26 protein-coding genes and 1 pseudogene are annotated in these 23877 nt (G+C 44.0%); 11 read left to right on the top strand and 16 right to left on the bottom strand.

Annotated features, from left to right (window positions below; translation table 11 throughout):
* The first annotated feature begins 279 nt into the window (after positions 1-279).
* The 3 genes from V7K48_RS04850 to V7K48_RS04840 all read left to right on the top strand — a co-directional run bounded on the left by V7K48_RS04850 (position 280) and on the right by V7K48_RS04840 (position 4072).
* Positions 280-1872 (top strand): photosystem II high light acclimation radical SAM protein, encoded by a 1593-nt coding sequence (locus V7K48_RS04850; protein ID WP_335070084.1) that lies wholly within the window; start codon positions 280-282, stop codon positions 1870-1872.
* Positions 1873-2039: 167 nt separating this feature from the next.
* On the top strand, positions 2040-3437 hold the full coding sequence (locus tag V7K48_RS04845; RefSeq protein ID WP_335070082.1) for a DICT sensory domain-containing protein: 1398 nt from the start codon (positions 2040-2042) through the stop codon (positions 3435-3437).
* Positions 3434-4072, top strand: a complete 639-nt coding sequence (locus V7K48_RS04840) for a pentapeptide repeat-containing protein (protein WP_335070080.1) — start codon at positions 3434-3436, stop codon at positions 4070-4072. The genes V7K48_RS04845 and V7K48_RS04840 overlap by 4 nt, the downstream gene beginning before the upstream one ends.
* 60 nt (positions 4073-4132) lie before the next feature.
* Here the strand turns inward: V7K48_RS04840 and V7K48_RS04835 are convergent, their stop codons facing one another.
* Together V7K48_RS04835 and V7K48_RS04830 are read right to left on the bottom strand one after the other, a co-directional pair.
* Positions 4133-4435 carry a type II toxin-antitoxin system VapC family toxin gene (locus V7K48_RS04835; RefSeq protein ID WP_335070263.1) on the bottom strand — a complete coding sequence of 101 codons (303 nt, stop codon included), beginning with the start codon at positions 4433-4435 and terminating at the stop codon, positions 4133-4135.
* A 111-nt stretch (positions 4436-4546) separates the two neighbouring features.
* Positions 4547-4786, bottom strand: coding sequence for an AbrB/MazE/SpoVT family DNA-binding domain-containing protein (locus V7K48_RS04830; RefSeq protein ID WP_335070078.1), 240 nt, complete (start codon positions 4784-4786; stop codon positions 4547-4549).
* A gap of 165 nt (positions 4787-4951) precedes the next feature.
* On the opposite strand from V7K48_RS04830, the gene V7K48_RS04825 reads away from it, so the two are divergent.
* The gene (locus V7K48_RS04825) at positions 4952-5077 is read left to right on the top strand and encodes a hypothetical protein (protein ID WP_335070076.1); all 126 of its coding nucleotides are present in this window, start codon (positions 4952-4954) and stop codon (positions 5075-5077) included.
* A gap of 72 nt (positions 5078-5149) precedes the next feature.
* Positions 5150-5392 (top strand): hypothetical protein, encoded by a 243-nt coding sequence (locus V7K48_RS04820; protein ID WP_229492475.1) that lies wholly within the window; start codon positions 5150-5152, stop codon positions 5390-5392.
* 52 nt (positions 5393-5444) lie between these two features.
* Here the strand turns inward: V7K48_RS04820 and V7K48_RS04815 are convergent, their stop codons facing one another.
* The 4 genes from V7K48_RS04815 to clpS form a co-directional block, all read right to left on the bottom strand.
* Positions 5445-5702: a hypothetical protein gene (locus V7K48_RS04815; protein WP_335070074.1), complete on the bottom strand. Its 258-nt coding sequence runs from the start codon at positions 5700-5702 to the stop codon at positions 5445-5447.
* 3 nt (positions 5703-5705) lie between these two features.
* Entirely contained in the window at positions 5706-6239 is a 534-nt protein-coding gene (locus tag V7K48_RS04810; protein WP_335070072.1) for a hypothetical protein, read from the bottom strand.
* A 64-nt stretch (positions 6240-6303) separates the two neighbouring features.
* Positions 6304-7137 (bottom strand): CPBP family intramembrane glutamic endopeptidase, encoded by an 834-nt coding sequence (locus V7K48_RS04805; protein ID WP_335070070.1) that lies wholly within the window; start codon positions 7135-7137, stop codon positions 6304-6306.
* Between the two features lie 64 nt (positions 7138-7201).
* A complete protein-coding gene (clpS, locus tag V7K48_RS04800) occupies positions 7202-7483 on the bottom strand; it encodes an ATP-dependent Clp protease adapter ClpS (protein ID WP_104907504.1) in 282 nt (93 codons plus the stop codon).
* Between the two features lie 300 nt (positions 7484-7783).
* Between clpS and V7K48_RS04795 the strand changes: the two genes are divergently transcribed.
* On the top strand, positions 7784-8149 hold the full coding sequence (locus V7K48_RS04795) for a hypothetical protein (protein ID WP_334693344.1): 366 nt from the start codon (positions 7784-7786) through the stop codon (positions 8147-8149).
* On the opposite strand, the gene V7K48_RS34875 is transcribed toward V7K48_RS04795, so the two are convergent.
* The 3 genes from V7K48_RS34875 to V7K48_RS04785 form a co-directional block, all read right to left on the bottom strand.
* Positions 8146-8292 (bottom strand): hypothetical protein, encoded by a 147-nt coding sequence (locus V7K48_RS34875; protein WP_442949406.1) that lies wholly within the window; start codon positions 8290-8292, stop codon positions 8146-8148. The two genes, V7K48_RS04795 and V7K48_RS34875, sit on opposite strands and share 4 nt — an antisense overlap.
* Complete coding sequence (locus V7K48_RS34870) at positions 8270-8548, bottom strand: aminotransferase class I/II-fold pyridoxal phosphate-dependent enzyme (protein WP_442949405.1); 279 nt, start codon at positions 8546-8548, stop codon at positions 8270-8272. Before V7K48_RS34870 ends, V7K48_RS34875 begins: the two co-directional genes overlap by 23 nt.
* Positions 8549-8885: 337 nt before the next feature.
* Positions 8886-9089: a hypothetical protein gene (locus V7K48_RS04785; RefSeq protein ID WP_334736947.1), complete on the bottom strand. Its 204-nt coding sequence runs from the start codon at positions 9087-9089 to the stop codon at positions 8886-8888.
* 471 nt (positions 9090-9560) lie between these two features.
* Between V7K48_RS04785 and V7K48_RS04780 the strand changes: the two genes are divergently transcribed.
* The gene (locus tag V7K48_RS04780; RefSeq protein WP_335070068.1) at positions 9561-9890 is read left to right on the top strand and encodes an STAS domain-containing protein; all 330 of its coding nucleotides are present in this window, start codon (positions 9561-9563) and stop codon (positions 9888-9890) included.
* A 148-nt stretch (positions 9891-10038) separates the two neighbouring features.
* Positions 10039-12759 carry a TIGR03960 family B12-binding radical SAM protein gene (locus V7K48_RS04775; RefSeq protein WP_335070066.1) on the top strand — a complete coding sequence of 907 codons (2721 nt, stop codon included), beginning with the start codon at positions 10039-10041 and terminating at the stop codon, positions 12757-12759.
* A 406-nt stretch (positions 12760-13165) separates the two neighbouring features.
* Here V7K48_RS04775 and V7K48_RS04770 read toward each other — a convergent pair whose 3' ends face one another.
* Positions 13166-13369, bottom strand: coding sequence for a hypothetical protein (locus V7K48_RS04770; protein ID WP_335070064.1), 204 nt, complete (start codon positions 13367-13369; stop codon positions 13166-13168).
* 671 nt (positions 13370-14040) lie between these two features.
* Between V7K48_RS04770 and V7K48_RS04765 the strand changes: the two genes are divergently transcribed.
* Entirely contained in the window at positions 14041-16185 is a 2145-nt protein-coding gene (locus tag V7K48_RS04765; RefSeq protein WP_335070062.1) for an Rne/Rng family ribonuclease, read from the top strand.
* A gap of 8 nt (positions 16186-16193) precedes the next feature.
* Positions 16194-16895 carry a ribonuclease HII gene (locus V7K48_RS04760; RefSeq protein WP_335070060.1) on the top strand — a complete coding sequence of 234 codons (702 nt, stop codon included), beginning with the start codon at positions 16194-16196 and terminating at the stop codon, positions 16893-16895.
* Positions 16896-16903: 8 nt separating this feature from the next.
* Here the strand turns inward: V7K48_RS04760 and V7K48_RS04755 are convergent, their stop codons facing one another.
* On the bottom strand, positions 16904-17491 hold the full coding sequence (locus V7K48_RS04755; protein WP_335070058.1) for a DUF1997 domain-containing protein: 588 nt from the start codon (positions 17489-17491) through the stop codon (positions 16904-16906).
* A gap of 72 nt (positions 17492-17563) precedes the next feature.
* Positions 17564-17875: pseudogene (locus tag V7K48_RS04750) on the bottom strand (VOC family protein); the annotation flags it as partial.
* A gap of 301 nt (positions 17876-18176) precedes the next feature.
* Here V7K48_RS04750 and pheA point away from each other — a divergent pair.
* On the top strand, positions 18177-19052 hold the full coding sequence (gene pheA, locus V7K48_RS04745) for a prephenate dehydratase (RefSeq protein WP_335070056.1): 876 nt from the start codon (positions 18177-18179) through the stop codon (positions 19050-19052).
* A gap of 106 nt (positions 19053-19158) precedes the next feature.
* Here the strand turns inward: pheA and V7K48_RS04740 are convergent, their stop codons facing one another.
* From V7K48_RS04740 to fusA, 4 genes are all read right to left on the bottom strand, one after another.
* Complete coding sequence (locus V7K48_RS04740) at positions 19159-19806, bottom strand: LON peptidase substrate-binding domain-containing protein (RefSeq protein ID WP_335070054.1); 648 nt, start codon at positions 19804-19806, stop codon at positions 19159-19161.
* Positions 19807-19996: 190 nt separating this feature from the next.
* The gene (rpsJ, locus tag V7K48_RS04735) at positions 19997-20314 is read right to left on the bottom strand and encodes a 30S ribosomal protein S10 (protein WP_008232935.1); all 318 of its coding nucleotides are present in this window, start codon (positions 20312-20314) and stop codon (positions 19997-19999) included.
* A 179-nt stretch (positions 20315-20493) separates the two neighbouring features.
* Complete coding sequence (gene tuf, locus V7K48_RS04730) at positions 20494-21723, bottom strand: elongation factor Tu (protein WP_335070052.1); 1230 nt, start codon at positions 21721-21723, stop codon at positions 20494-20496.
* A gap of 23 nt (positions 21724-21746) precedes the next feature.
* Entirely contained in the window at positions 21747-23825 is a 2079-nt protein-coding gene (gene fusA / locus V7K48_RS04725) for an elongation factor G (RefSeq protein ID WP_335070050.1), read from the bottom strand.
* Between the last annotated feature and the right edge of the window lie 52 nt (positions 23826-23877).

Below are 23877 nucleotides of genomic sequence, written 5' to 3'. Positions count from 1 at the left end.
GTTTCACCTATCCCAGGATTAAATGCCTGGGATCATCGCTTAATGAATAAACTCAATGTTATCGTAAAGCTATATGAAAAATGTCTTCATAAAGCCTCTGTTGATACCATGCGTTTGGTATGGAAAGCAATTTTATTGATTCCTACATCTGTGAATAAAACTTTCATGTATCAATAATTGGCTTCAATGTCAAGCAATATTGCAAGAGATTAAGAGCAGCCAAAACAAAAACACGCCCTAAAACTGGAATTTATCTCGCTTTCCCCAAAGATTGGCAAGATGGAAGTCAAAACACCCATGATGGAAAATCGAATTCTTTACGTTCGCCTTCCTTGTAACCCTATCTTTCCCATTGGGGTTGTCTACCTAAGCGATCACGTCCACAAACAGTTTCCTAATATCGAACAGCGCATTTTTGATTTGGGAACAGTGCCACCTTTAGATTACACTTTTGCCTTGGATCGCTGTATTGATGAATTTAAACCGACACTGTTAGTATTTTCTTGGCGGGATATTCAAATTTATGCTCCAGTTGGTGGACGTGGTGGCAACCCACTGCAAAACGCTTTTGAATTTTACTATGCTAAAAATCCTCTTTTGAAACTACGTGGCGGATTGGGCGGTTTACGAATCTTCACTGCTTACTATGTAGAGTTATGGCGTAATCAGGGTTTAATCAAACGCGGTTTAAAGCGTGCCCAAAAATATAATTCTCATGCCCGTGTAGTTGTAGGTGGTGGTGCAGTCAGTGTATTTTATGAACAGCTAGGTAAAAACTTACCCCAAGGGACAATTATTTCTGTGGGTGAAGGGGAAACCCTACTGGAAAAACTTTTAAGTGGCAGAGATTTTCGAGATGAACGCTGTTACGTTGCAGGAGAAACTCAACCACGCAAACGACTAATTCACGAACAACCCACCCCATTAGAAAAAACAGCCTGTAACTACGACTATATCGAAAGCATCTGGCCGGAATTTAACTATTATCTGCAAGAGCAAGATTTTTATATAGGTGTACAAACTAAGCGTGGTTGTCCTCACAACTGTTGTTATTGCGTCTACACTGTTGTCGAAGGCAAACAAGTACGCATCAACCCAGCAGATGAAGTAGTTGCGGAGATGCGCCAATTGTATAATCGCGGCATTCGCAACTTCTGGTTTACCGATGCCCAATTCATCCCAGCGAAAAAATTTATCGACGATGCCATAGAACTATTGCAAAAAATCGTCGATTCTGGTATGACAGACATCCACTGGGCAGCTTACATTAGAGCCGACAATTTGACACCCCAGTTGTGCGACTTGATGGCGAAAACCGGGATGAACTACTTTGAAATAGGCATTACCAGTGGTTCTCAAGAACTCGTGCGGAAAATGCGGATGGGGTATAACCTACGAAACGTCTTGCAAAACTGCCGCGATTTAAAAGCAGCTGGTTTTAACGACTTAGTTTCCGTTAACTACTCCTTTAACGTTATTGACGAACGTCCCGAAACCATCCGCCAAACCATCGCCTACCACCGTGAACTAGAACGGATTTTTGGTGTTGATAAAGTCGAACCTGCCATTTTCTTTATAGGACTACAACCCCATACCCATTTAGAAGAATACGCTTTCAAAGAAGGCATCCTCAAACCAGAGTATGATCCAATGAGTTTGATGCCTTGGACAGCCAAAAAACTCCTTTGGAATCCTGAACCCCTTGGTTCATTCTTTGGAGAAGTCTGCTTGCAAGCTTGGCAACAAAACCCTAACGATTTCGGACGCGAAGTCATGAAAATTTTAGAAGAAAAGCTGGGTTGTGCCGACTTAGAAGCAGCACTTTCTGCACCATTAGAAACGAAAGAAAAACAGTTAGCGAATGTATCCTAGAAAATACGAATTCTGAATTTCTCCCCCTCTCTTTCTCTGTGTCGCGCCAGTTGCTACCCTGCGGGAACGCTAAAAGCGTAGCTTGCTTCCCCGGAGGGGTACAAGTCGGGAAACCCGCCCAACACACTGGCTTCTCTGTGCCTCTGCGGTTATTTTTATCAAATCCCATGTTAGAAGGTTCAATCTTACAACAGCTAGAAATAGCCCATCGCCATACCACCAGGCCAATTCGATTCGGTGTTTACTACAAAAATACCCTAGTTGCCCTGTGCCACGCTCTAGAAGACCATATCTTAACCGACGACGGTACACCCCTAGTTATCACAGCCTTCCAACAGGGTAAATGGTATCTACAAGAAGCTCAACGATATGCAGACATCGCCCAGCGTAGCCGCGAAATTGCCATCATGGCTGCTGCTGAATCCGGCTTTGCTGAACATCCTACTAGCCTCTTACCCAATGTAGACTTAGTAGCATTAGATCCAACTGATCCAGTGGCGCAAGAGTGGCACTTAATTATTTTATCGCCTAAATACACAGCGATGGTGATTTGTCAAGAATTATCAGAGGCTGATTATGGCAGCGCTGGAGTACCGACATCAGACTTAGAGCGTAAATTCTATGGCTTGTGGACATTTGAGCCGGAGTTAGTGCAAGACACAGCAGAAATAGCGATCGCTCACATCAGAAAATACAACCCAGAACTGGCGGAAAAACTCACAGCCGATAAACAACAAATTGTACCGTCAATGGCCAGATCCCAAAATTTAGGTGCAGTTGTCTCCCGTGTAGTAGATTATCTCCAGACTGGGCAAGATAATTTATCCATACCAACAGCGCTTCAGAAACAAACGCTAGATCGGAACTTGGTTTCTAACGAAATCCAAGCCTTTTTGCGAATGGCGCAACTGATGGATATGGCAGATGTCAACAATCCAATGGCAGCTGCGGAAGTAGTAGTTCTTGCTGAAGCGATCGCCCAGCTTTTGGATCTTCCTGCATGGCAAATTAAACGGTTGCGACTGGCGAGTTTGTTGCATCGCATAGATCCATTACAGAAAGCAGAAAGCGTTCTCACTGGCGGTATATCCACACGCTACCAAGAAGATGCGCCCAGTTCTCCCTTAACTTGTCCCTTAGTACCGGGGGCGCAAGTATTGCGAACCATGCCACGACTACGAGCAGTTGCCCAAATTATCACTCACCAAACCGAGTGGTGGAATGGCACAGGGGAACCAGCAGGTTTAGCTGGAGATGAAATTCCCCTAGAGTCGAGAATTTTGGCATTATTGGCAGACTTTCAATGGCGAATCAATCAGCGAAAATTGTCAAATCAAAGCCAGGAACAGATATTTACTCAAGCTTTAGATGAGTGCAGACAGCAACAATCTACCCGCTTTGACCCTAAACTTGTAGATACCCTAGCTTTGTTAGTTATGGGTTTACAACAGGGACTAGACTTACCTGTAATCACACCCAAAGTCAGCGCCGGCATCTGGATACTTGATTCCCAATGGGATAGCCATAGCAAGATAAGTGAGGAGATTGGTAGTTACTTTACATGAATATTGAAGCCATTAAATTAGGAAAACTCAAACAACTTCCAGGGGCAAATTTAGAAGACGAGGAACTCTCCCGACTGGATTTAAGCCGGATTAATCTTGCTGGTGCTACCCTTGTCGGCACTAATTTCGCTGCTTCCAAACTCGAAGGTGGGCATTTGGAGGGGGCAAATTTGATGGGAGCAAACCTCCAAGAAACTGACTTGCGAGCGAGTTTGATGGGAGCAAACCTGATGCAAGCAGATTTAACAGGTGCTGACTTGCGGGGTAGTAATTTACGCGGCGCTAACTTGATGGGAGCGAGACTCAGTGATGTATCATTGGCGGGTGCTTTCTTAAGTGGTGCCAATTTGATGAATGTGAACTTGCAAGGTGTGGACTTGCGCGGTGCTGACTTGCGCGGTGCAAACCTGACTGGAGCAAATCTCAAGGGTGCAGATTTGAGTCGCGCTGATTTGCAAGGGACGTTGTTGAGTGAAGCAAACCTGGAAGAAGCTGACTTGCGGGGGGCGAATTTGGCGGGGGCGAATTTGACGGGGGCGAATTTATTGTGTGCGGAGTTAGAAGGTGCGAATTTGAGCGGCGTTAATTTGAATAAAGCATGTGTGGTGGGGACAGTTGTGGAGGCTACATTTTGAATAGGGGTTAATTATACAAACTGCAATGAATAATATACTAGACCGCCCCAATGTATGCCCTTAAACTAGCCAATTTTCTACACTTAGACCAGGTACGCGCTCAAATTCGCGGATATTTGCTGTAACAAGCGTCAGGTTAAGGGCTAGGGTATGGGCAGCAATCAGTAAGTCATTAGGGCGAATGGGTCTTCCTGTTTGCTCTAGATGTGTACGAATTACCGCATAGTGTTGATCCACGGGAGGCGACAGCGATAAAATAGGTAATACTTCAAGGATGCTTTCTAGTTGATGAAGAAGACGGAGAGAGCCACTTTTAGATGCACCAAATTGCAGTTCGCACACCACAATAATGCTGGTACAAATGCAGTTTTCCTATACGGCTGCGAGTCGCTGAAATACCAAACCTTGAGGATGTCTTACCAAATCTGAAATGATGTTGATGTCTAGCAGGTATTGATAGGTCATTGGGCAGGATTAAAGCACAATATCATCGAGTGGCAGTAATCCTTCGTCTATATCAGAAAAATTTTCTGTAATATTTTCTAAAGTGGCGAGCAGTGAAAGTAGAGAACCGGAAGAAATGGATTCGATGATTAATCGATTACCTTCTTTGCGTAACAAAACTTCTGTGCTGGATAGAGTAAATTCATCAGGAATAGTTAGGACTTGATGTTGCCCATCTCGTAAGAGGTAAACATGGCACGAGTCTGGCATCAAGCAATCTCCTTAAAATTATAATTATTTCGCCGCAGTGTGTTGCTTTACAATATCATGTCAATTACTTAAGATTTTACTATCTGTTAGTGCTTGCAGTTTCAGCAGGTGAAAATTTGTGAGTCGAACTGTACCTAGTTGCAGTCCCTATTAACGAATCAAAGCATGACCGACGAAAGCCAATCAAACAACTCAGATGAAGAGGAGTTTGACCCGGTAACAGATCCAAGGGATTGGTCAGCAGCAGAAACAGAGTTAGCCTGTGAAAGCGCTTGCCAGAAGCAAGGGTAAACGGTTGGTTAAAATCATCAACACCAAAAAACCACCTATGCCGATTATTTGTATTTTTGAGGACTACCCAGAATGACACCAGTCGCCGCACAAGTCTCAATCACGGCAATCATTCCCATGTTAACCGCGATCGCAAATCGGCAATGGGAACAGTTCAAAGAATTGGAGGCAAATTTTGTATCCCAGTATGGAGTAGAGGTATGGCAAGAGGTTTTTAATTTCCGTCTCAAGCCAGCACTGGATAAAGATTCTGACAGATGGCTACTCATCCAGTGGTGTGGTGAGGGAATTATCTCAGTCAAAAATGTGGCGTAGGTGCGATCGCGCAAGGTGAATCGCAGTCATCTGGATTATGAACTACCTAACTTCAATAATTTTGGGAAGAAACTGACTCACTATTTTGACACTGGTGCAAAAAGTTATCTATGTATTCTTGTGGGAAAATTTGCCTTTTTAATACTAACGCTTCTTGCCTTTCCTGATCTGTCATATAATCATCTCCCTTGAGTCCCTTTGGGGCGCGTCGAGGATTTCCTCCTGCATCTAAATATCGTTGACGGGCGATGGCAAATAGTTCTAATATTCTTTGCGCTTGCTGCTGTTTAATGGTGTTAAATTGCGTCATCGTTTAATTAAAGACTTCTCCTAAGTGCGCTCTTAATGCATCAATACTACCCCACTGCTCCATCAACTTTGGACTAGACAACAATTTGGCTTTAGTGTTCTGAAAACTCCAATTGGCTCTCATTTCCTTCTGATCAAGAGGAATACAGCTGACATCTGTGAAATCAGCAATCCAATGAACCTTAACCCATCGGAAAATACCCCATGTACTTGTTTCCCATTGAGATTTATCTTCACTTCCCTCATTAACCAGTTCAACTACGTGCGTCAAGTATCGCTCGTCGTACCCATGCGGTTTTTGAGAAAGGATGATAAGAGATCCTTTTGGTAAGTTAAACGCGTGATTATCTACACCTGTACCCTTACTCTCTTTAAAGTTTAACTGAAAGTAAGCTCCAACAGGATAGCTTTCATACGCCCAATCTTTATCATCATTGACATTTTTGATATATTCCAGATGAGTACAATCCATTATTTCTAACCATAAATATTTGTTTGATGTTGAATCTCTATAAACCTTTTGGCTACATTCTGACACTTTGCCTAAATGGAATATTAATGTAGTTACTTTTTAGCCGATATTTTATTTTTCTACAAGTTCATTACCCATTTTTATTTTTCACTGTTCGCCCCCGCATCCAAAAAGCTAGTACACTCATTAACAACACCCCCATCACTCCTTGTAGGGGATTATTATTCACACCAGTTACCCAATCAGGAACTTGACCAGAATATTTTACTAATTTCCCAACATTAATAATGTAGTAGCCCCAGACTAAACCACCATGTAAACCAATTGGTAAACCCAAGCGTCCCCGTCGCCAACGCTTTCCCCATACTTGCGTTAACCCCAGCAGTACTAAAGCTGGAAATTGCGGCAGTGTATGAATAATTGCCTCCAAGGGTTTAATAAAGTGCAATGTCGCAAACGCGGTTGCATCTGTCCACAGTGCCACACGCGGACTGTAATCTCGTTGTAATTCGTCTAGCAACCAGCCTCGGAATAACAGTTCCTCAGCAAAACCGATGCCCAGCCCAACAAGTAAACCCTCTGAAATCACTTTCAGCAAAAAAACTTTCGGTTGTTGCCACACCAACCAACCCAACAAACTTTCTACCCCAAAAAGTATCAGAATATTAATTATCCCCATAGCCAAGCCACGCACTAAATCCACACCGTTTTGTCGCGTGAATCCTAAGCCATAATGCCGTAGAATTTGGGGCTGCTGGTAGACATACTTACCCCATAATCTCAGCAGAAAAATAAATACCGCATATAATAATACCAATGTCAATATACTTTCTAAGTTTGAATCATGCACTAGTAAGTATATTGGTGCAGCCAATGGCAACCATAGCAGTAATAAAGTCAAAATAAAAGAACCCAGCCTAATAGGGGCAGGGCGTTCAGCTAGACGGACAAGGTTTTTTTTCATCCTAAATAGGTCAATAATCAGGAGTCAATACTCCAGATTATGACTCTTGGCTGTTGACCAATGACTATTCATCAGGTTCAATCGTGCTACTTAAACCGTGACTTATCAATGTTTCGCAATAGAACTCAGCGTGTTCCAGGGCGCAAGTAATGACTAAAGCTAGCCCGTTAGTATGGGCTTCCATCATGATGCTCACAGCTTGGGGTTGGGTAAGGCTTGGTACAGTAGCTATTAGCGACTGTACAACATGCTCCATTGAGTTGTAGTCGTCGTTATGAAGCAAAACGCGATACCGAGGCGCAAGTTTACGGGTTGTGGAAGGCTTTTCAATAGTTTCAACTGACACGGCTCTTTGCTCTTTTCTTGTTGATTCACTACAACAAAGTATCTGTGTAGCGATCGCTTAACAGTCCTTCACCTATTCTATAGTATTTCTGCTCAGATACTATGCTAGGAAAACCCTTTGCTGGCAGGGATTGATCCTATTAGTTTTGCGTAGCCACAAGTGAAGCAGATGTCTAAGACATAGCTGCCCTAAGAGTGCTACCCTAATCTTACAGAAGCTTTCCTTAAACGTAGCGCATTTTCACTTTTAAGATTAAGAAAGTTGCCAGATAATCTTTGCCCCTGCTCAAACTGCATAATCATGGACATTAGCCTAGATTTTCTTCAACCAGGACAAATTGTGTCTTTAGAGCATGGCGACAGGAATCTGTATGCAGAAGTCATTCAATTTGTAGTTTCCCGCCAGTTGTGCTGGGTGCGTCCTTTATTAATGGTTACTTTGATTCAAGAATCGCCGCTAATTACCGATTTGCGAGATGCGTCTGACCTGCTTTGGCCTGCCAATTTATTTCGGCCAGCATTAGACACAGAAGTAATTAGCTTGTTGAGCCAAGTTTTAGCAAAAGAACCAAAAACTGAACCTGACTCAGCAGCCAAGCAGCAACTCAATCAGTTTATTCACCAACTGTGGCAAGCATATCAACAGGGATTGGGGATTGGGCATTAGTCTTTGCGTCGCCGCATCCTCAGGTATAGGCAATAGCGAATACCAGTATCTTTCATGCGTTGGATTCCTTCTTGCAACCGTTGATCACAGATAGTTAAAGCAATTGCACCATAACCACTGCTAATACCACAATAATGCCACATTGTCAAGTAGCAACCTTACAAATTCTACTGAGGAATATTCTGGAGGAACAGGTGTCCAGGCGTAAACAGTAGCTTTCGGAGGCTGAATTGGCCAACCTAGAGATCGCAGTCCATTCACGATCATGTCACGGCGATTTTGGTAAGCCGACATTATGGCTTGGAGTTCTGCTTCAGTGATCGTAGAATAAGCTGCGATCGCACATGCTTGAATTGCCTTAAACACCCTAGAATCAACGTTAGTTTTTACCTGTGTCAAGCCTTTAATACCGACAGCATTACCAACAACAAAACTAACTTATCGAATTTACGATGTTTAAATTTTAGAAAATAGAATTGAATCAGACTTGCGTTCTATTATTTAATGCATGTTTGTCCCTTACGCGTCTGATAGAGTTGCCCCCAAATTAGAACGCGAGAATAATTCTATTTTTCCATTATCCTTGCATTAATTGACTTTTCAAGTGACTTGATTGCTAAGGTCAATCTAAAAGCTCTGCCTTTACTAAAACTTGTTTTACCTATTTTAAAGTTTTATTGCTTCAGTCTTAATCAAATTCATTCGATATAGGCAACAAACCTCTATGCCTAAGCAATTAGGAATATCCCAAACTAGGAACCAACTGAATTCGACCAGCATCCATCTCTGCCATTAATAATTCTAGGGCTTCGTAATCAACGTCAGAAATGTAACCCAGTTCCGTCAATTCTGAATTTATTTCATTTTCTATCTCAGGAGTTAGTTTTTTAATGTCAAGAGCTTTTTCTACCAATTTACGAATAGCGTACTGAGTTCTCATAAGTAATAACCCAAGTGTATATCATACTAATTATCCCAGATATATCTAGGTATAAAGAGTGAGCCAAATACTAACTTAATAGTGATCTATATCACTATTAAGTTAGTTAAATAGATAATTCGCTATGACTCTGTTGTATGCCATCAGCAACGCTAAAGTGGGAGATTTAACTTACCGTTAAGACTTAGGTAAATTAAGCTTTAGTTATAGACTAAGCAAGTTCTCTCAGCATAGTTACTGATGATTTGTCTGTTCTAGGGCTGTCTATGTTGATTGTTTTTGAATTGGAATAAAAAAAAAGTATACATAAACACAATTTCAACTGGAATTATGACAATCTTCAAACAGAGATACTAAAGCAATAAAGATTCAGCAAAGAGACCTAAGACATATGGTCGATGCAGCAAAAAAGAGTTTATGTTCAAATAAGCCTTAGCTTGACGCTTCGACAATTCTCAATAGGATGTAACTATGCAAGCAGTGCTTAATTATCCCAAGATTGCAGTTATTCGCCCCCAAGGCTGTTTGAATGCTGCAAACACCTTGGAATTTGAACGAGATATGACCACAGCATTAGCACAAAATGGTATTTCCATCTTGGTAGTAGACCTAGCAGGAGTAGAATCGTTAGACAGCGCGGGATTGATGGCATTGTTATCTACACACAAGCTGGCTCTTAGTTTAGAACGGGGTTTCCAACTTTGTGCTGTTACTCCGTCAATTAGAATTATTTTTGAACTAACACAACTCGATCGGGTGTTTGAAATATTGGAGGATGAGACCGAGTTGGCTGCAACATAACTTTATCTAAAAGCACAAAGGTTTGGGTAAGAAGTGGACTTTATGTAAAGGAGTTGTAAGTTGCAACGAGAAACTATGTTAAAAGACCTAATTCAATGCTAAGGTTGGGGTTGAGTAGCTGTAATTAAGGTAGCTAGAAGATAGCACAGTGGCTGTTGCAGTTGAAAAATTAATAACATCGGATATTTTAAAACCAGCGCGTTACCTGGGTAACGAGCGTTTAGCTGTACACAAACCTTGGGATACGACAGCAATACGCTGGGTATTAACCTACCCAGAAGTATATGAAGTCGGTGCATCCAATTTAGGGCACATCATCCTCTATAACATCTTGAATGCCCAACCGCGTCAATTGTGCGATCGCGCCTACCTACCAGGACAAGACCTGGCAGCCAAACTACGCGAAACTAATACGCCATTGTTTGCAGTAGAGTCAAAGCGATCGCTCACAGAATTCGACATTTTAGGCTTTAGCCTCAGTTACGAACTGGGTGCAACTAATATCCTAGAAATGTTGGATTTGGCTGGAATTCCCTTGACGTGGCGAGAGAGGCAGGGGGGCAGGGGAGAATTTACCGATACCCAGTTTCCATTTCCGTTGATTTTTGCTGGTGGGCAAACAGCGACATCGAATCCTGAGCCTTATGCCGACTTCTTCGACTTTTTCGCCCTTGGAGATGGAGAGGAACTGCTGCCAGAAATTGGTTTGGTGTTGGAAGAAGGCAAACAAGCACTCTTAAGTCGGGAACATCTGTTACTAGATTTGGCACAGATACCAGGCGTATATGTCCCTCAGTTTTACGATATGGCAGAGGATGGCTCAGTTCATCCTCGTCGCCGAGACGTGCCAAAACGAATTCTGCGACGGGTTGCAACTCCTATACCAGCATATTCCATTGGGTTAGTTCCCTACGTCGAAACGGTGCATGACCGCTTGACTATTGAGATTCGGCGTGGCTGCACTCGTGGCTGTCGCTTCTGTCAACCAGGAATGCTGACTCGACCAGCACGGGATGTAGAACCTGATAAGGTTGTAGAAGCAATTGAACAGGGAATGCGGGCAACTGGTTACAATGAGTTTTCCCTCCTATCTCTGAGTTGTTCTGATTATTTGTCCCTACCAGCAGTAGGGATGGAAATCAAAAATCGGCTAAAAAATGAAAATATTTCTCTGACTCTACCAAGCCAACGGGTAGACAGATTTGATGAAAATATTGCCAACATCCTTGGAGGTACGCGGCAAGGTGGACTGACCTTTGCTCCAGAAGCTGGAACTCAGCGGATGCGAGATATCGTCAATAAGGGTTTGACAAATGAAGAACTGTTGCGGGGGGTGAAAACCGCTTGGGAGCAAGGCTGGGATAAAATTAAGTTGTATTTTATGATTGGCTTGCCAGGTGAGACGGATGCTGACGTTTTGGGCATTGTGGAAACAGTAAGTTGGTTACAGCAAGAATGTCGGGGTAAGGGCAGAAAACCCCTAAACTTTAACCTGACAATTTCTAACTTTACACCCAAGCCCCATACACCATTCCAGTGGCACTCAGTCTCTACCACTGAATTTAAGCGTAAACAAAACCTGTTGTGGCAAGAATTCCGCCGGATAAAGGGAGTGAAGGTAAATTTTACCGATGTCCGCATTTCGGCAATGGAGGATTTTGTGGGACGAGGCAATCGCACTTTGGGCAAAGTAGTGCGCCGTGCCTGGGAATTAGGTGCAGGTATGGATTCCTGGTATGAAAATTTAGATCAGGCTTTTAGTGCTTGGGGGTCTGCAATCGCCCAAGCCGGTTTAGATTGGAAATACCGCCAAGTAGAAAATGGCGAATGGAATTTATTTCATGTACAAGAGCAGAAGAGATCACCAGATGCGAAAAATACCCAATTCCTAACTCCTGTACAGACGCGATTAATCGCGTCTCTCCCCAGTACAGACGCGATTAATCGCGTCTCTCCTAACTCCCTCGATATTCCCCTCCCTTGGGATCATATCGATACCGGGATTGATAAAAAGTGGCTCAAAGAAGACTTGCAACGCGCCCTAGAAGCCGCAATTGTACCTGACTGCTCTTTTGAAGGTTGTTCTCACTGTGGCGTCTGTGGCACCGACTTTGGGCATAACGTTGTAATTAAACCACCTGCTATCCCAAAATTTGCTGGCGAATTTGTCCCCAACACAACTAAGGCACAAAGACTGCGAGTTTGGTTTGGGAAACAGGGTAATATGGCTTTGGTGAGTCACCTGGATTTAATCCGTATATTTGACCGAGTTGTGCGGCGAGCAGGCTTGCCAATCGTTTTCTCTGGTGGGTTTCATCCAATGCCGCGGATTTGTCTAGCAACTGCTTTGGCTCTAGGGGCGACTAGCAGCGGTGAAATTGCCGATTTTGAGTTAACTGTGCCAGTGGCAGTTGAAGCTTTTGGAGAACAGTTGGCTCGTGAAATGCCCACAGACATACCTATATATAATGTGGAGCAGATAGATTTAAAAGCTAGTGCCGCTACCCAACTGCTAGAGTCCGCAGAGTATTTGATTACTGTAGCAGCACTTGAAGAAGTAACACTTATACAATGGCAAGACTGGATTGATACAATCAAAGCAAAAGAGGAACTTTGGTACAAGCACACAACTAAGTCAGGTAAGAGCCAGTTAATAAATCTGCGCGATCGCTTATTTGAACTGGAATTAGTAGAAACCCACAATAGGATTGCAGAATCTATATCATCTGTAATCCGTTATCTAGGTAGCTATCGCCAAGACGGTTTGCTGTTGCGTCCCGAACAAATGCTGTTTATGCTAGAGGCAGTGGCTAGTGTAGAATTTCGACTCCTGCACATCCACCGCAATCGGCTAATTTTAGGGGTATAATCCCTGTAGGGCAGCTTGCTAGTAGTTGTCATAACATAGCACATCGGAGAAATTGATTTTTAGCAAGGTTGCGTTAGAATGGGGTGAAGAGAAATTTTCTGGCGCTGCATTGAATTAGCTGGTTCACTACCCTGGTATTCAGGGAGCGAAAGCATACATATTAGAGTGCAACTTCTAAGATTTTATCCCAGATAAACAAAAGGCAGATTAAAGAACGTACACTCTCTCTATAGCTACCTTGTGAATCAGTAACTAACAGCAAGCTCGGTTAGCTTCTCTAAATCCATGCTTTTTTACGGATTGTAAAAGTCCCCACCCTCAACTCTTAGTAGGGTGGGGAGGGGGAGCAGGTGATGATGAAAGCAGTTAGCGTATTGATTAAATGCATCAGCAAAAACAAATACGCTTATGTATGTAAGCGTTGAGTTAGCTCGGTACGAGCGTCAGAATCACCAATTTTTCGGGTATTATAGTTAGTGCCTTGACCCTCCGGGTTCAAAATCGCTCTTTGTTCGCGTAGCGTCTCCCTTAGGAGAGGGAAACCCTCAAGACCGCGTTTTTCACCATCAATGCCATAAGCAAAAACCAAGCTGATAGGTCTATGTTGCAAGGAAAAGATTTAGGTCTTGGGAACCAAGACTTCTGCCCTTGGAGGGAATGTCAGACCAATAGAACTACGGAGTTCTGGAGGCTATTCCTGATGAATTGGGAAGCCCCGTTTGTCTATACAGCGAGGTAGTTCACACAACTGCTGAATGTCTAATCTACAGTAGTGTCCAAGAGCCAGTACGTTACTCTTCTAGAGTTGTTTGCCCTTGGTGTCACCGTAGGGTAAACGACTAGCATCGGTTAAGCCGATTTGCAGACGTTCACAGATGTACAAAGCGCGGCTGAAGGCAGGGTAGCATCTGGCGTTGCTGAGTATAACCTTAAGGATAAATCCGGGGAATGGAAAATAGAAATAGTTTCTTTTTCTTAACGACTTCAGTAAGTTACTCTCAGATCAAGCGTCCTGGGTTAAAAGCTAACTCAGAATTTAGAACTTTCAACTCAGAATCTTGATTGAGCGTATTGGATCACGAATCAACTACGGACGGTTGATTTAATTGCTGAAACAATACGCAGCAGGGTAAACGCTCTTAAGAGCGCCAATAGCTATTTAACTAAGAAGCCCAATTTTGTGATTTTTATTACCAGTAGCACCTTTTAAGGGTTGTAGGGACAACAAAGGTATGACAAACCTCCAGACCTATTGGTGCTGCCAGTTTTTGAGGAAATTGAATGCCAAAACAAATTATCATCGCGGAGCAGCACCAAATTGCTGCGGTTTTTTCTGAAGATCAAATACAGGAACTCGTTGTTGCTACGGGTCATCATCAAATAGGTGATATCTACTTAGGCGTAGTAGAAAACGTATTGCCTGGGATAGATGCAGCTTTTGTCAATATTGGCGACCCAGAGCGCAACGGTTTTATTCACGTCACCGACTTAGGGCCATTAAAGCTAAAGCGTACCGCAGCGGCAATTACAGAACTATTAGCACCACAGCAGAAAGTTTTGGTGCAAGTAATGAAAGAGCCAACGGGGACAAAAGGGCCCAGGCTTACGGGGAATATAACCTTACCCGGACGCTACGTAGTACTGATGCCCTATGGTAGAGGCGTAAATTTATCCCGACGAATTAAAAGTGAAAGTGAGCGCAACCGCTTGCGGGCGCTGGCGATTTTGGTCAAACCGGCGGGAATGGGTTTGCTTGTGCGTACAGAAGCCGAAGGCAAACCAGAAGAAGCGATTATGGAAGATTTGGAGGTGCTGCAAAAGCAATGGGAGGCAATCCAGCAGGAAGCGCATTCCACCCGGGCTCCAGCACTGCTCAACCGGGACGATGACTTTATCCAGCGCGTATTGCGAGATATGTACGGTGCGGATGTAAATCGGATTGTCGTGGATTCTAGTACTGGTTTGAAGCGTGTAAAGCAGTACTTGCAGAACTGGAGTGGAGGTCAAACACCGCAGGGATTATTGATTGACCATCATCGAGATCGCTCCCCAATTTTAGAGTACTTCCGCATCAGTGCCGCGATTCGAGAAGCCCTCAAACCGAGAGTAGACCTACCTTCTGGAGGCTACGTCATCATTGAGCCGACTGAGGCATTAACCGTAATCGATGTTAACTCAGGCTCCTTTACGCGATCGGCAACAGCTAGAGAAACAGTTTTGTGGACAAACTGCGAAGCTGCAACAGAAATTGCTCGCCAGTTGCGTCTGCGGAATATTGCCGGGGTGATCGTCGTTGATTTTATTGATATGGAATCGCGACGTGACCAACTGCAAGTTCTCGAACACTTTAACAAGGCACTCAAAGCAGACAAAGCTCGTCCCCAGATTGCCCAACTTACCGAACTGGGTTTAGTAGAACTGACCCGCAAGCGTCAAGGTCAAAACATTTACGAATTGTTTGGTGAAACTTGCCCCACCTGTGGTGGTTTAGGACATATCGTGCGTCTGCCTGGAGAACTGGAAAACCGATTGCCAATACCACCAGAGACACCAGAACGTGAGCGTTTTGTATCCTTGCCTCACCGAGAACCACGTCAGCCATCTGCCCGCATCCCGGAACCACGAGAAACCTATGATGGATTTGGGGAAGCATTTGACAGCGACTCGGAATCGAGTAACCTAAATCTGATCAATCATCCTAGTTATCAAGAACTTAATGATAATAAGCGTCGCACCCGCACTCGCCGCAGTCGAATTGGCATCAATGGGTTAAACGGGAAAGATGAAGCTCGGGTTATTGCTAATCCCCTGGCTTTTGTCAACGAGCCAGACTTAGACCTTGATGTGGAACCAGAATTAGGAGTTGTACCAGAGATCCCCTCACCTACTATTGGTAAACCAGGTTGGATTGAAAGAGTAGAGCGGACTAAAATTACCAAGGCAGAGCCAGTTAAACCAGTGGTAGAACCACCGGAGATTAAAACTGTAGAAATGAGCCTCCAGGAACAGGATATGTTTGCCTTGATGGGAATATCTCCCTTGGTGAAGTTAGAGCAAGAAGTTAAAAATACCAAGTCTGTGATTATTAATGTGATTCAGCCTGGTCAACTGCCAACAACCCCAACTGAATCAACCTCAGAATCAACTAATGCCCAAAAAGCAATATCTGAAATAACCGCTATTGCCCAAAAAGCAATACCTGAAATAACTGCAACCAAGATACCGACACCAAAAGTTATTGAGCCAGAACAAAAATCTTTGATAGAAGAGACACCTGAACCATCGGAGTTGACTGCGAACCCTTCGGGACGCTTGTCTGCGAAAGCCTCTGCCACAAACGAGATCGCAGATGAAACTGAAGCCAATAGCAGCGCCACTGCCAGCCGTCGCCGCCGCCGTCGTTCCTCCGCAATCGAGGATAATTAATTTGCTTTATGGTAGAAACGTCGCCAGCACCCTTGGAAAAATCCAGTTGGCTGGAGTTTTCTATCTTGTCAGGGATTCCAGGGTTGGTTGCAGGTGTGGATGAAGTAGGGCGAGGTGCTCTATTTGGTCCTGTGGTAGCGGCAGCAGTGATCCTACCAGATCATGCTTTGCCAATACTGATGGCAGCTAAAATTAAAGACAGTAAAAAGTTGTCTAGTTTTAGGAGAACTCAACTAGCGCAGCAAATTTGTGGGTTGGCTATAGACTGGAAAATTGGGTTTGCTTCTACTGCCGAAATTGACAAGATAAATATTTTGCAAGCGACGCTGTTAGCAATGAAGCGGGCTGTGCTGAAGTTAAAGGTAGAGCCTGCACTGTGCCTGATTGATGGCAATCAGTCAATCAAAGACTTGCTACTGCCACAACAAACAATAGTCAAAGGGGACGAGCGATCGCTCGCTATTGCCTCTGCTAGTATTGTTGCCAAGGTTTGGCGTGACGACCTGGTACTGCGTCTAGCATTAAAATACCCGATGTACAACTTGGAGTGTAACAAGGGTTATGGTAGCCAGCGGCATTTGCTGGCTCTGCAACAATACGGGCCCTCGCCCCTACATCGTCAGTCTTTTCGTCCTTGCCAAATCAAACGTCTGAGGAGCCAGTGCGTTGGGCGGCTCTGCCGACTTGAAGCAACTGGCGTTGTTGAGTGATTAAATAATTACTCAGCATTCAGGATTGGCAATTCAGTACTGTCACCGTCAAGTCCTCTATCTTTTATTTGTGAGATCACCCAGTGGCGATAATCCGCCAAAAGTTGATTTAATAACCGTTGCTTGACCGACAACAGCACGCTTTTGAGTAAACCATTGCCTGTAGCTTCTAAAATCGGCTTAGGAGTGAAGGAAAATGGCAAAGGAAAATCCACCAACACTTCTAAATCAGCTCTTCCTTGGAGGCGAGTGCCAGTGCTAAACTCTTTGGGAGACAAATATCCTTTTAAATTGAGAGCAAAGCGCTGGTTAATATACTCGAAACCCAGGATTTCACAGCCTAGCGATCGCAAATAAATTACTCCATTTGATTCTGCCCAGACTCTCATGTCTACAGTAGGTTGAATACTTAGTGACATAAAAGTCAGTGGACGCATTTTTAAGCGAAATACCTCCTCAGAAACCTGCTGAATCCGGCTATTGTCAACCAAAGCCTTAACCAGACGTTGAGGCTGACGCAAGTAGTGCTGAATAGGAATAGGCTGCTCTGGAACAGCAATTTCTACTGATTGGGAGGCAGTAAACTTGGTAGCCATGAATTGAAGGAAGTAATTGTTTGATACTTCTATTATTAATTAATTTATTATGTTTATTCTTTTTAATTTAGATTACATTGGACTAGCAATTTCAACAAGAATTCCATCCAAATCACGGACATAAGCCACTGTTTGTCCCCAAGGCTTAACTTTGGCATCTACAACAACCACAGCACCAGCTTCTATGGCACATGACAAAGCTGCTGCTATATCGTCTGTTACAAAACCAACCTCAATGCCAGCAGGTAGATTTAACAGACTGTTTTCTTGGAATCCTTGGGCGAGGTTAGATTTTGCAAGTTCATTTGAGGCGAAAGCGAGAGTTGTTCCACCCGTTTCCATCTCGGCGTATTGTTTGCTCTGGTGAATAAACTGCTGTTTTAGTCCGAACGCCTTTTCTTAAAAAGCGACCGATTGGGCAACATCCTTTACATAGATAATTGTATAGGAGAACTTCATAATTTTTTATTTCTCACTGAAACAACTACTTAAATCAAGCTAGTACATTTGCTCTACTTAGTCAAGCACCCACACTTTTGTACAGTTATAAACTGTATAATTACACTACCTAAAAGACTGATACGTAATTAAATGAATCAAATTAAAGCAATATTCTCGGTCAATAAAGAAAGGCTGGGTTTGCTCACGATATCATCTATAAATTGAACAGATAACTAATAAACACATGACTATATTGATCGCACATTTAGGGCCTCCCGGCACTTACACAGAACAAGCAGCTGTTCTTTATGTCAACTGGTTGACTAAAAGTATGGGAGTTAAAGCTATGTTAAGTCCTTATCCCACTATCTCCCAATCACTGCACGCCGTTGCTGATGGTCAAACTCACTTGGCTGTTGTGCCAGCAGAAAATTCTATTGAAGGGAGTGTGACTACAACAATGGATACACTATGGCAGTTGGACAGTTTGCGAATTCAGTTGGCTTTGGTATTACCCATTGTCCATATGTTAATTTCTTGCGCGTCTAGCTTAGATAAAATTAAAACTGTTTACTCTCACCCGCAAGCTTTGGCACAATGTCAGGGATGGTTAGAGCGGTTTCTCCCCACCGTACAGATTATTCCCAGCAATTCTACAACCGAAGCACTACAGCGATTGGAGGAAGAGACAACAACAGCAGCGATCGCATCTAGTAGAGCAGCTCAACTCTACAACCTGCCCATACTTGCCAGTAATATCAACGACAATCCAGAAAACTTTACTCGTTTTTGGGTAGTAACTCAGGGTGAAGCGGAGGCTGGATACCAGGCATCAACAACACGTGCCAGTCACACATCGCTGGCTTTTAGTATGCCTGCCAACACACCCGGAGCATTGGTCAAACCTTTGCATATATTTGCTCAGTTAGGGATTAACCTTAGCCGGATTGAATCTCGTCCAACGAAGCGATCGCTAGGTGAATACTTGTTTTTCATGGATTTAGAAGCGGATGCCAAGGAAGCACAAATGCAATCTGCTTTAGCAGAATTAAGTATCCACACAGAGATTTTAAAAATTCTTGGTACTTACAATGTTTTGCCGATCAGCACTCTTACTTGAAAAGTTAGGAGTGAGGAGTTAAGAATTATCAGTTATCAGTTAGGCAATATAAATTATAAGTTGTCAATCTTTTATTTTTTGTTATTTCTTCCTAACTCCTAACTCCTCACTTTTGATTAAATGTGTCTTTAAGAACAGCGCGAGCTGCCAAGTGATTTCGAGTAGAGGTTAAAATTTCTGCCTCTCGCTCTAAACGAGTTGCAGTATCTTGCATTTCTAGTAATAACTGCTGCTCTGCGGCGACACCATAAAGATTACTGGCTACCCAATAAGATAGCTCTGTTGGTAGGTCAGGCAAATCTTCTGGCAGTTCGATATTTTGTTCGGTTAATTTAGCTGATAGACGCACAACATCTCGAAGCAGTTGTTCTACTTCAGTTGACAAAGGTCGCAAATCTTTAGTTGGTGGTTGGTCTTCAATCCACTCAACTAAGCCAACGCGGTATGGCTTTTCACGAACATACTCTAATACGCGAAATCTTTGCTGCCCTAAAGTCAACATCTTGATCCGATCATCTGGCAGCCGTTGGTGATGAACAATTTCCGCACAGCACCCAGTGTTTGCAATTGTACCTTTGACTGGATCGACCATCAAAACACCGAACCTGCGATCGCTCTCCAAAATCGTGTTCATCATGATTCGGTAGCGAAATTCAAAGATGTGCAGGGGCAATGGTCTGCTAGGAAACAGAACTACTTCGGGTAACGGGAACAGAGGTAGTTCGCGAACTGCAATTTTAGAAGATGATGTCATTGTTACCTTGGATAAACTTAATCTTTAAAATTTATTTTTCTCTGCTTTTCCCGTACTTTGTCTACATTCTATCATTTGTTTCCTAGCTAAATAAAAGCCCTGAGATATATTTCTTCAGGGCAATGTAAAAATTAATACTAGTGTCATTCATGCTTTGTCATTTGTCTGAGTACTAATGACTAATGACTAATTAAAGTTTGACTTCAATATCTACACCCGATGGTAGATCCAATTTCATCAGGGCATCAATAGTCTTAGAAGAGGGCTGGTAAATGTCAATAATCCGGCGATGAGTTCGGGTTTCAAAGTGTTCCCGTGAATCTTTATCTACGTGAGGCGATCGCAGCACACAGTAGATCCGGCGTTTTGTTGGTAAAGGAATTGGCCCTATGGCTGTAGCGTTGGTGCGGTTAGCTGTATCTACAATCTTCTCGCAAGATGTATCTAATAGGCGTCGGTCAAAAGCCTGTAAGCGAATTCTAATCTTCTGCTGCTGTAGAGTTGCCATCTTTAATTGTCCAGGTTCTGCGTAATTAGGGGAGTAGTTACAGGGTAAAGGTTACAAGTTATAGGTTACAGAAAACTATCACCTGTCCCCTGTAACCTATTACCTTATTTATAGAGGGAAGATAAAAGAGCAGAGAGGTATTATACCATCTCTGCTCCTTTGTTATCAGTAAAAAGGTGCTATTTCAAAATTTTGGAGACGACACCAGCACCGATGGTGCGACCACCTTCGCGGATAGCGAAGCGCATTCCTTGTTCAATAGCGATCGCGTTGATCAATTCTACTGTCATTTTAATGCGATCGCCTGGCATCACCATTTCCGCTTCACTACCATCATCGGAAGTGAAAGCTTTGATGGTACCTGTTACATCCGTTGTCCGCACGTAGAACTGGGGGCGGTAGCCGGAGAAAAATGGTGTCTTCCGACCACCTTCTTTTTCCGTTAGGACGTACACTTCACCTTCAAATTGCATGTGAGGTTTAATTGAACCGGGTTTAGCGATGACCATACCCCTTTCAATATCAGCCTTCTGGATACCCCGGAGGAGTACACCTGCGTTATCCCCAGCCATACCTTGGTCAAGACTTTTCTTGAACATTTCAATACCAGTTACGGTAGTGGCGCGAGTATCTCTGATACCCACCAGTTCAACGTTATCGCCGACTTTGACTATACCCCGTTCAATCCGACCGGTGGCGACAGTCCCACGACCTGTGATCGAGAACACGTCTTCTACAGCCATCAGGAAGGGCTTATCAACATCCCGCTCAGGGGTGGGGATGAAAGAATCTACAGCGTCCATTAATTCGTAGATTTTATCTACCCAAGGATTTTCACCCCGTTGGGTCTTGGGATTCTTGGTCATTGCTTCCAGAGCTTGCAGACCAGATCCTTTGATGATCGGAATATCATCACCAGGAAAATCGTAGCTGGAAAGCAGTTCTCTAAGTTCTAGTTCTACTAGTTCCAAGAGTTCTGGGTCATCCATCAAGTCTTCTTTGTTCAAGAAGACAACCAGACTGGGAACGCCCACCTGTTTTGCCAGCAGGATATGTTCGCGGGTTTGGGGCATTGGACCATCGGTAGCAGCAACTACGAGGATGCCACCATCCATCTGAGCAGCGCCGGTGATCATGTTCTTCACATAGTCAGCGTGTCCAGGGCAGTCTACGTGAGCATAGTGCCGACTAGCAGTTTCATACTCAACGTGGGCGGTATTGATGGTAATACCCCGTGCCTTTTCTTCTGGCGCGTTATCGATTTGATCGTAGCCCTTCGCTATAGCTTGACCCATAGCCGCCAAGGTCATAGTGATGGCTGCTGTTAACGTGGTTTTACCGTGGTCAACGTGGCCAATGGTACCGATATTTATGTGGGGTTTATTCCTTTCAAACTTTGCGCGTGCCATGAATGCTCATTTCCTTATTTTAACTAAGCGTTCCCTTTGCTTTTGGCAATGATAGTTTCAGCTACGCTGCGAGGCACCTCTTCGTAGTGGCTGAACTCCATCGTGAAGATACCCCGACCTTGCGTCTTCGACCGAATATCAGTGGCGTAGCCAAACATGGTCGCCAGTGGAACTTTGGATGCGACCTTAGCAAGTCCCTGTTCAGTGCTTTGGCTTTCAATCTGCCCTCGGCGGGAGATGAGATCGCCAATGACGTTCCCGATATAGTCTTCAGGAACTTCAACTTCAACTTTCATCATAGGCTCTAAGAGGACAGGTGAAGCTTTCAGCACAGCCTCTTTCATCGCCATTGAGCCAGCGATTTTGAAAGCCATTTCCGAAGAGTCTACATCGTGGTATGACCCATCAATTAGCGTCGCTTTGACGTCAATCAACGGATATCCAGCTAGAACACCGGATTCGCAGCTTTCTTTCATTCCTTGTTCTGCGGGGCCAACATATTCTTTAGGTACTGTACCACCGGCAATTTTGGAGACGAATTCAAAGCCAGTACCGGGTTCTCCAGGCTCCAAATTGATCACAACGTGACCGTATTGACCTTTACCACCACTTTGGCGGATGAATTTGCCCTCAATTTTGCTCACAGCTTTGCGAATTGTTTCCCGGTAAGCTACTTGCGGCGCACCTACATTCGCTTCCACTTTGAATTCTCGTAACATCCGGTCTACTAGAATTTCTAGGTGTAGCTCTCCCATCCCCGCGATCACGGTTTGGTTTGTTTCGGGATCGACGCGGACACGGAAGGTGGGGTCTTCTTCTGAGAGAGATTGCAGAGCTTTGGATAGTTTATCCATGTCGTTCTTGGTTTTGGGTTCAACCGCTACCGAGATCACAGGTTCAGGAATGAATAGGGATTCCAGAATTACTGGCGATCCATCATCACAGAGCGTGTCACCTGTCAAGGTGTCTTTCAATCCAAGAGCTGCTCCCAAATCACCCGCTCGCAGTTCATCGACATCTTGTCGGTCATCTGCTTTCATTAGAACTAAGCGGGAAATCCGTTCTTTTTTATTCTTACTAGCGTTGAGGACGTAGCTGCCCTTTTTCAGGACACCAGAATAAACGCGAACAAATGTCAAGCGACCATAAGGGTCAGCCATAATCTTGAATGCCAGAGCCGCTAGGGGTTCGCTGTCATCAGCCCGCCGCTCAACAGTATCGCCATTTGGCAGCAAGCCTTGAATTGGCGGTACTTCACTTGGGGCTGGCAAGTAATCGACAACGGCATCCAGCATCAACTGCACGCCTTTGTTTTTGAATGCCGAGCCACAAAGTACTGGTACGATTGTCCCCGCAATTGTCCCTTTACGTAGGGCAGTCCGAACTTCCTGTTCTGTAAGTTCTTCTCCGTCGAAGTACTTAGTCATCAGAGCATCATCAGTTTCTGCCGCGGCTTCTATTAGCTTGGTGCGGAATTCGTCTACCTGGGCTTGCAATTCTTCCGGGATATCGGTTTCCTGAATATCGGTTCCTTGGTCATTGGCGTAAATATACGCACGTTGCCGTACCAGGTCAACAATACCTTGGAAGTCGTTTTCACTACCAATTGGTAGTTGAATGGCGATCGCATTCGCTCGCAGGCGATCGCGAATTTGCTCGTGAACTTTATAAAAGTTCGCTCCGGTGCGATCCATTTTGTTGATAAAGGCTATCCGAGGAACTTTGTAGCGTTCTGCTTGACGCCACACTGTCTCAGACTGCGGTTGCACGCCGCCCACAGAACAAAATACTGCGATTACCCCATCCAATACGCGCATGGAACGCTCAACTTCAATTGTGAAGTCTACGTGACCCGGAGTATCGATAATGTTAATTTGATGATCTTTCCAACTGGTACTGATAGCAGCAGCAGTAATGGTAATTCCCCGCTCCCGCTCCTGCTCCATCCAGTCTGTGACGGCAGTTCCTTCATGAACTTCGCCAATTTTATGAATTATCCCAGAGTAAAATAATATTCTCTCTGTTGTTGTTGTTTTGCCCGCATCTATATGCGCCGCAATACCAATGTTGCGTACTTTGTCTAGCGGGATCGTGCGTGCCACAGCTGCCTCCTATAGTTTTTGCCTCATGATATCTTGTATATTACTCTTTGTT

Source organism: Nostoc sp. (genome assembly GCF_036919615.1).
Lineage (GTDB): Bacteria > Cyanobacteriota > Cyanobacteriia > Cyanobacteriales > Nostocaceae > Nostoc.
This window is presented reverse-complemented; position numbering and strand designations above follow the sequence as displayed.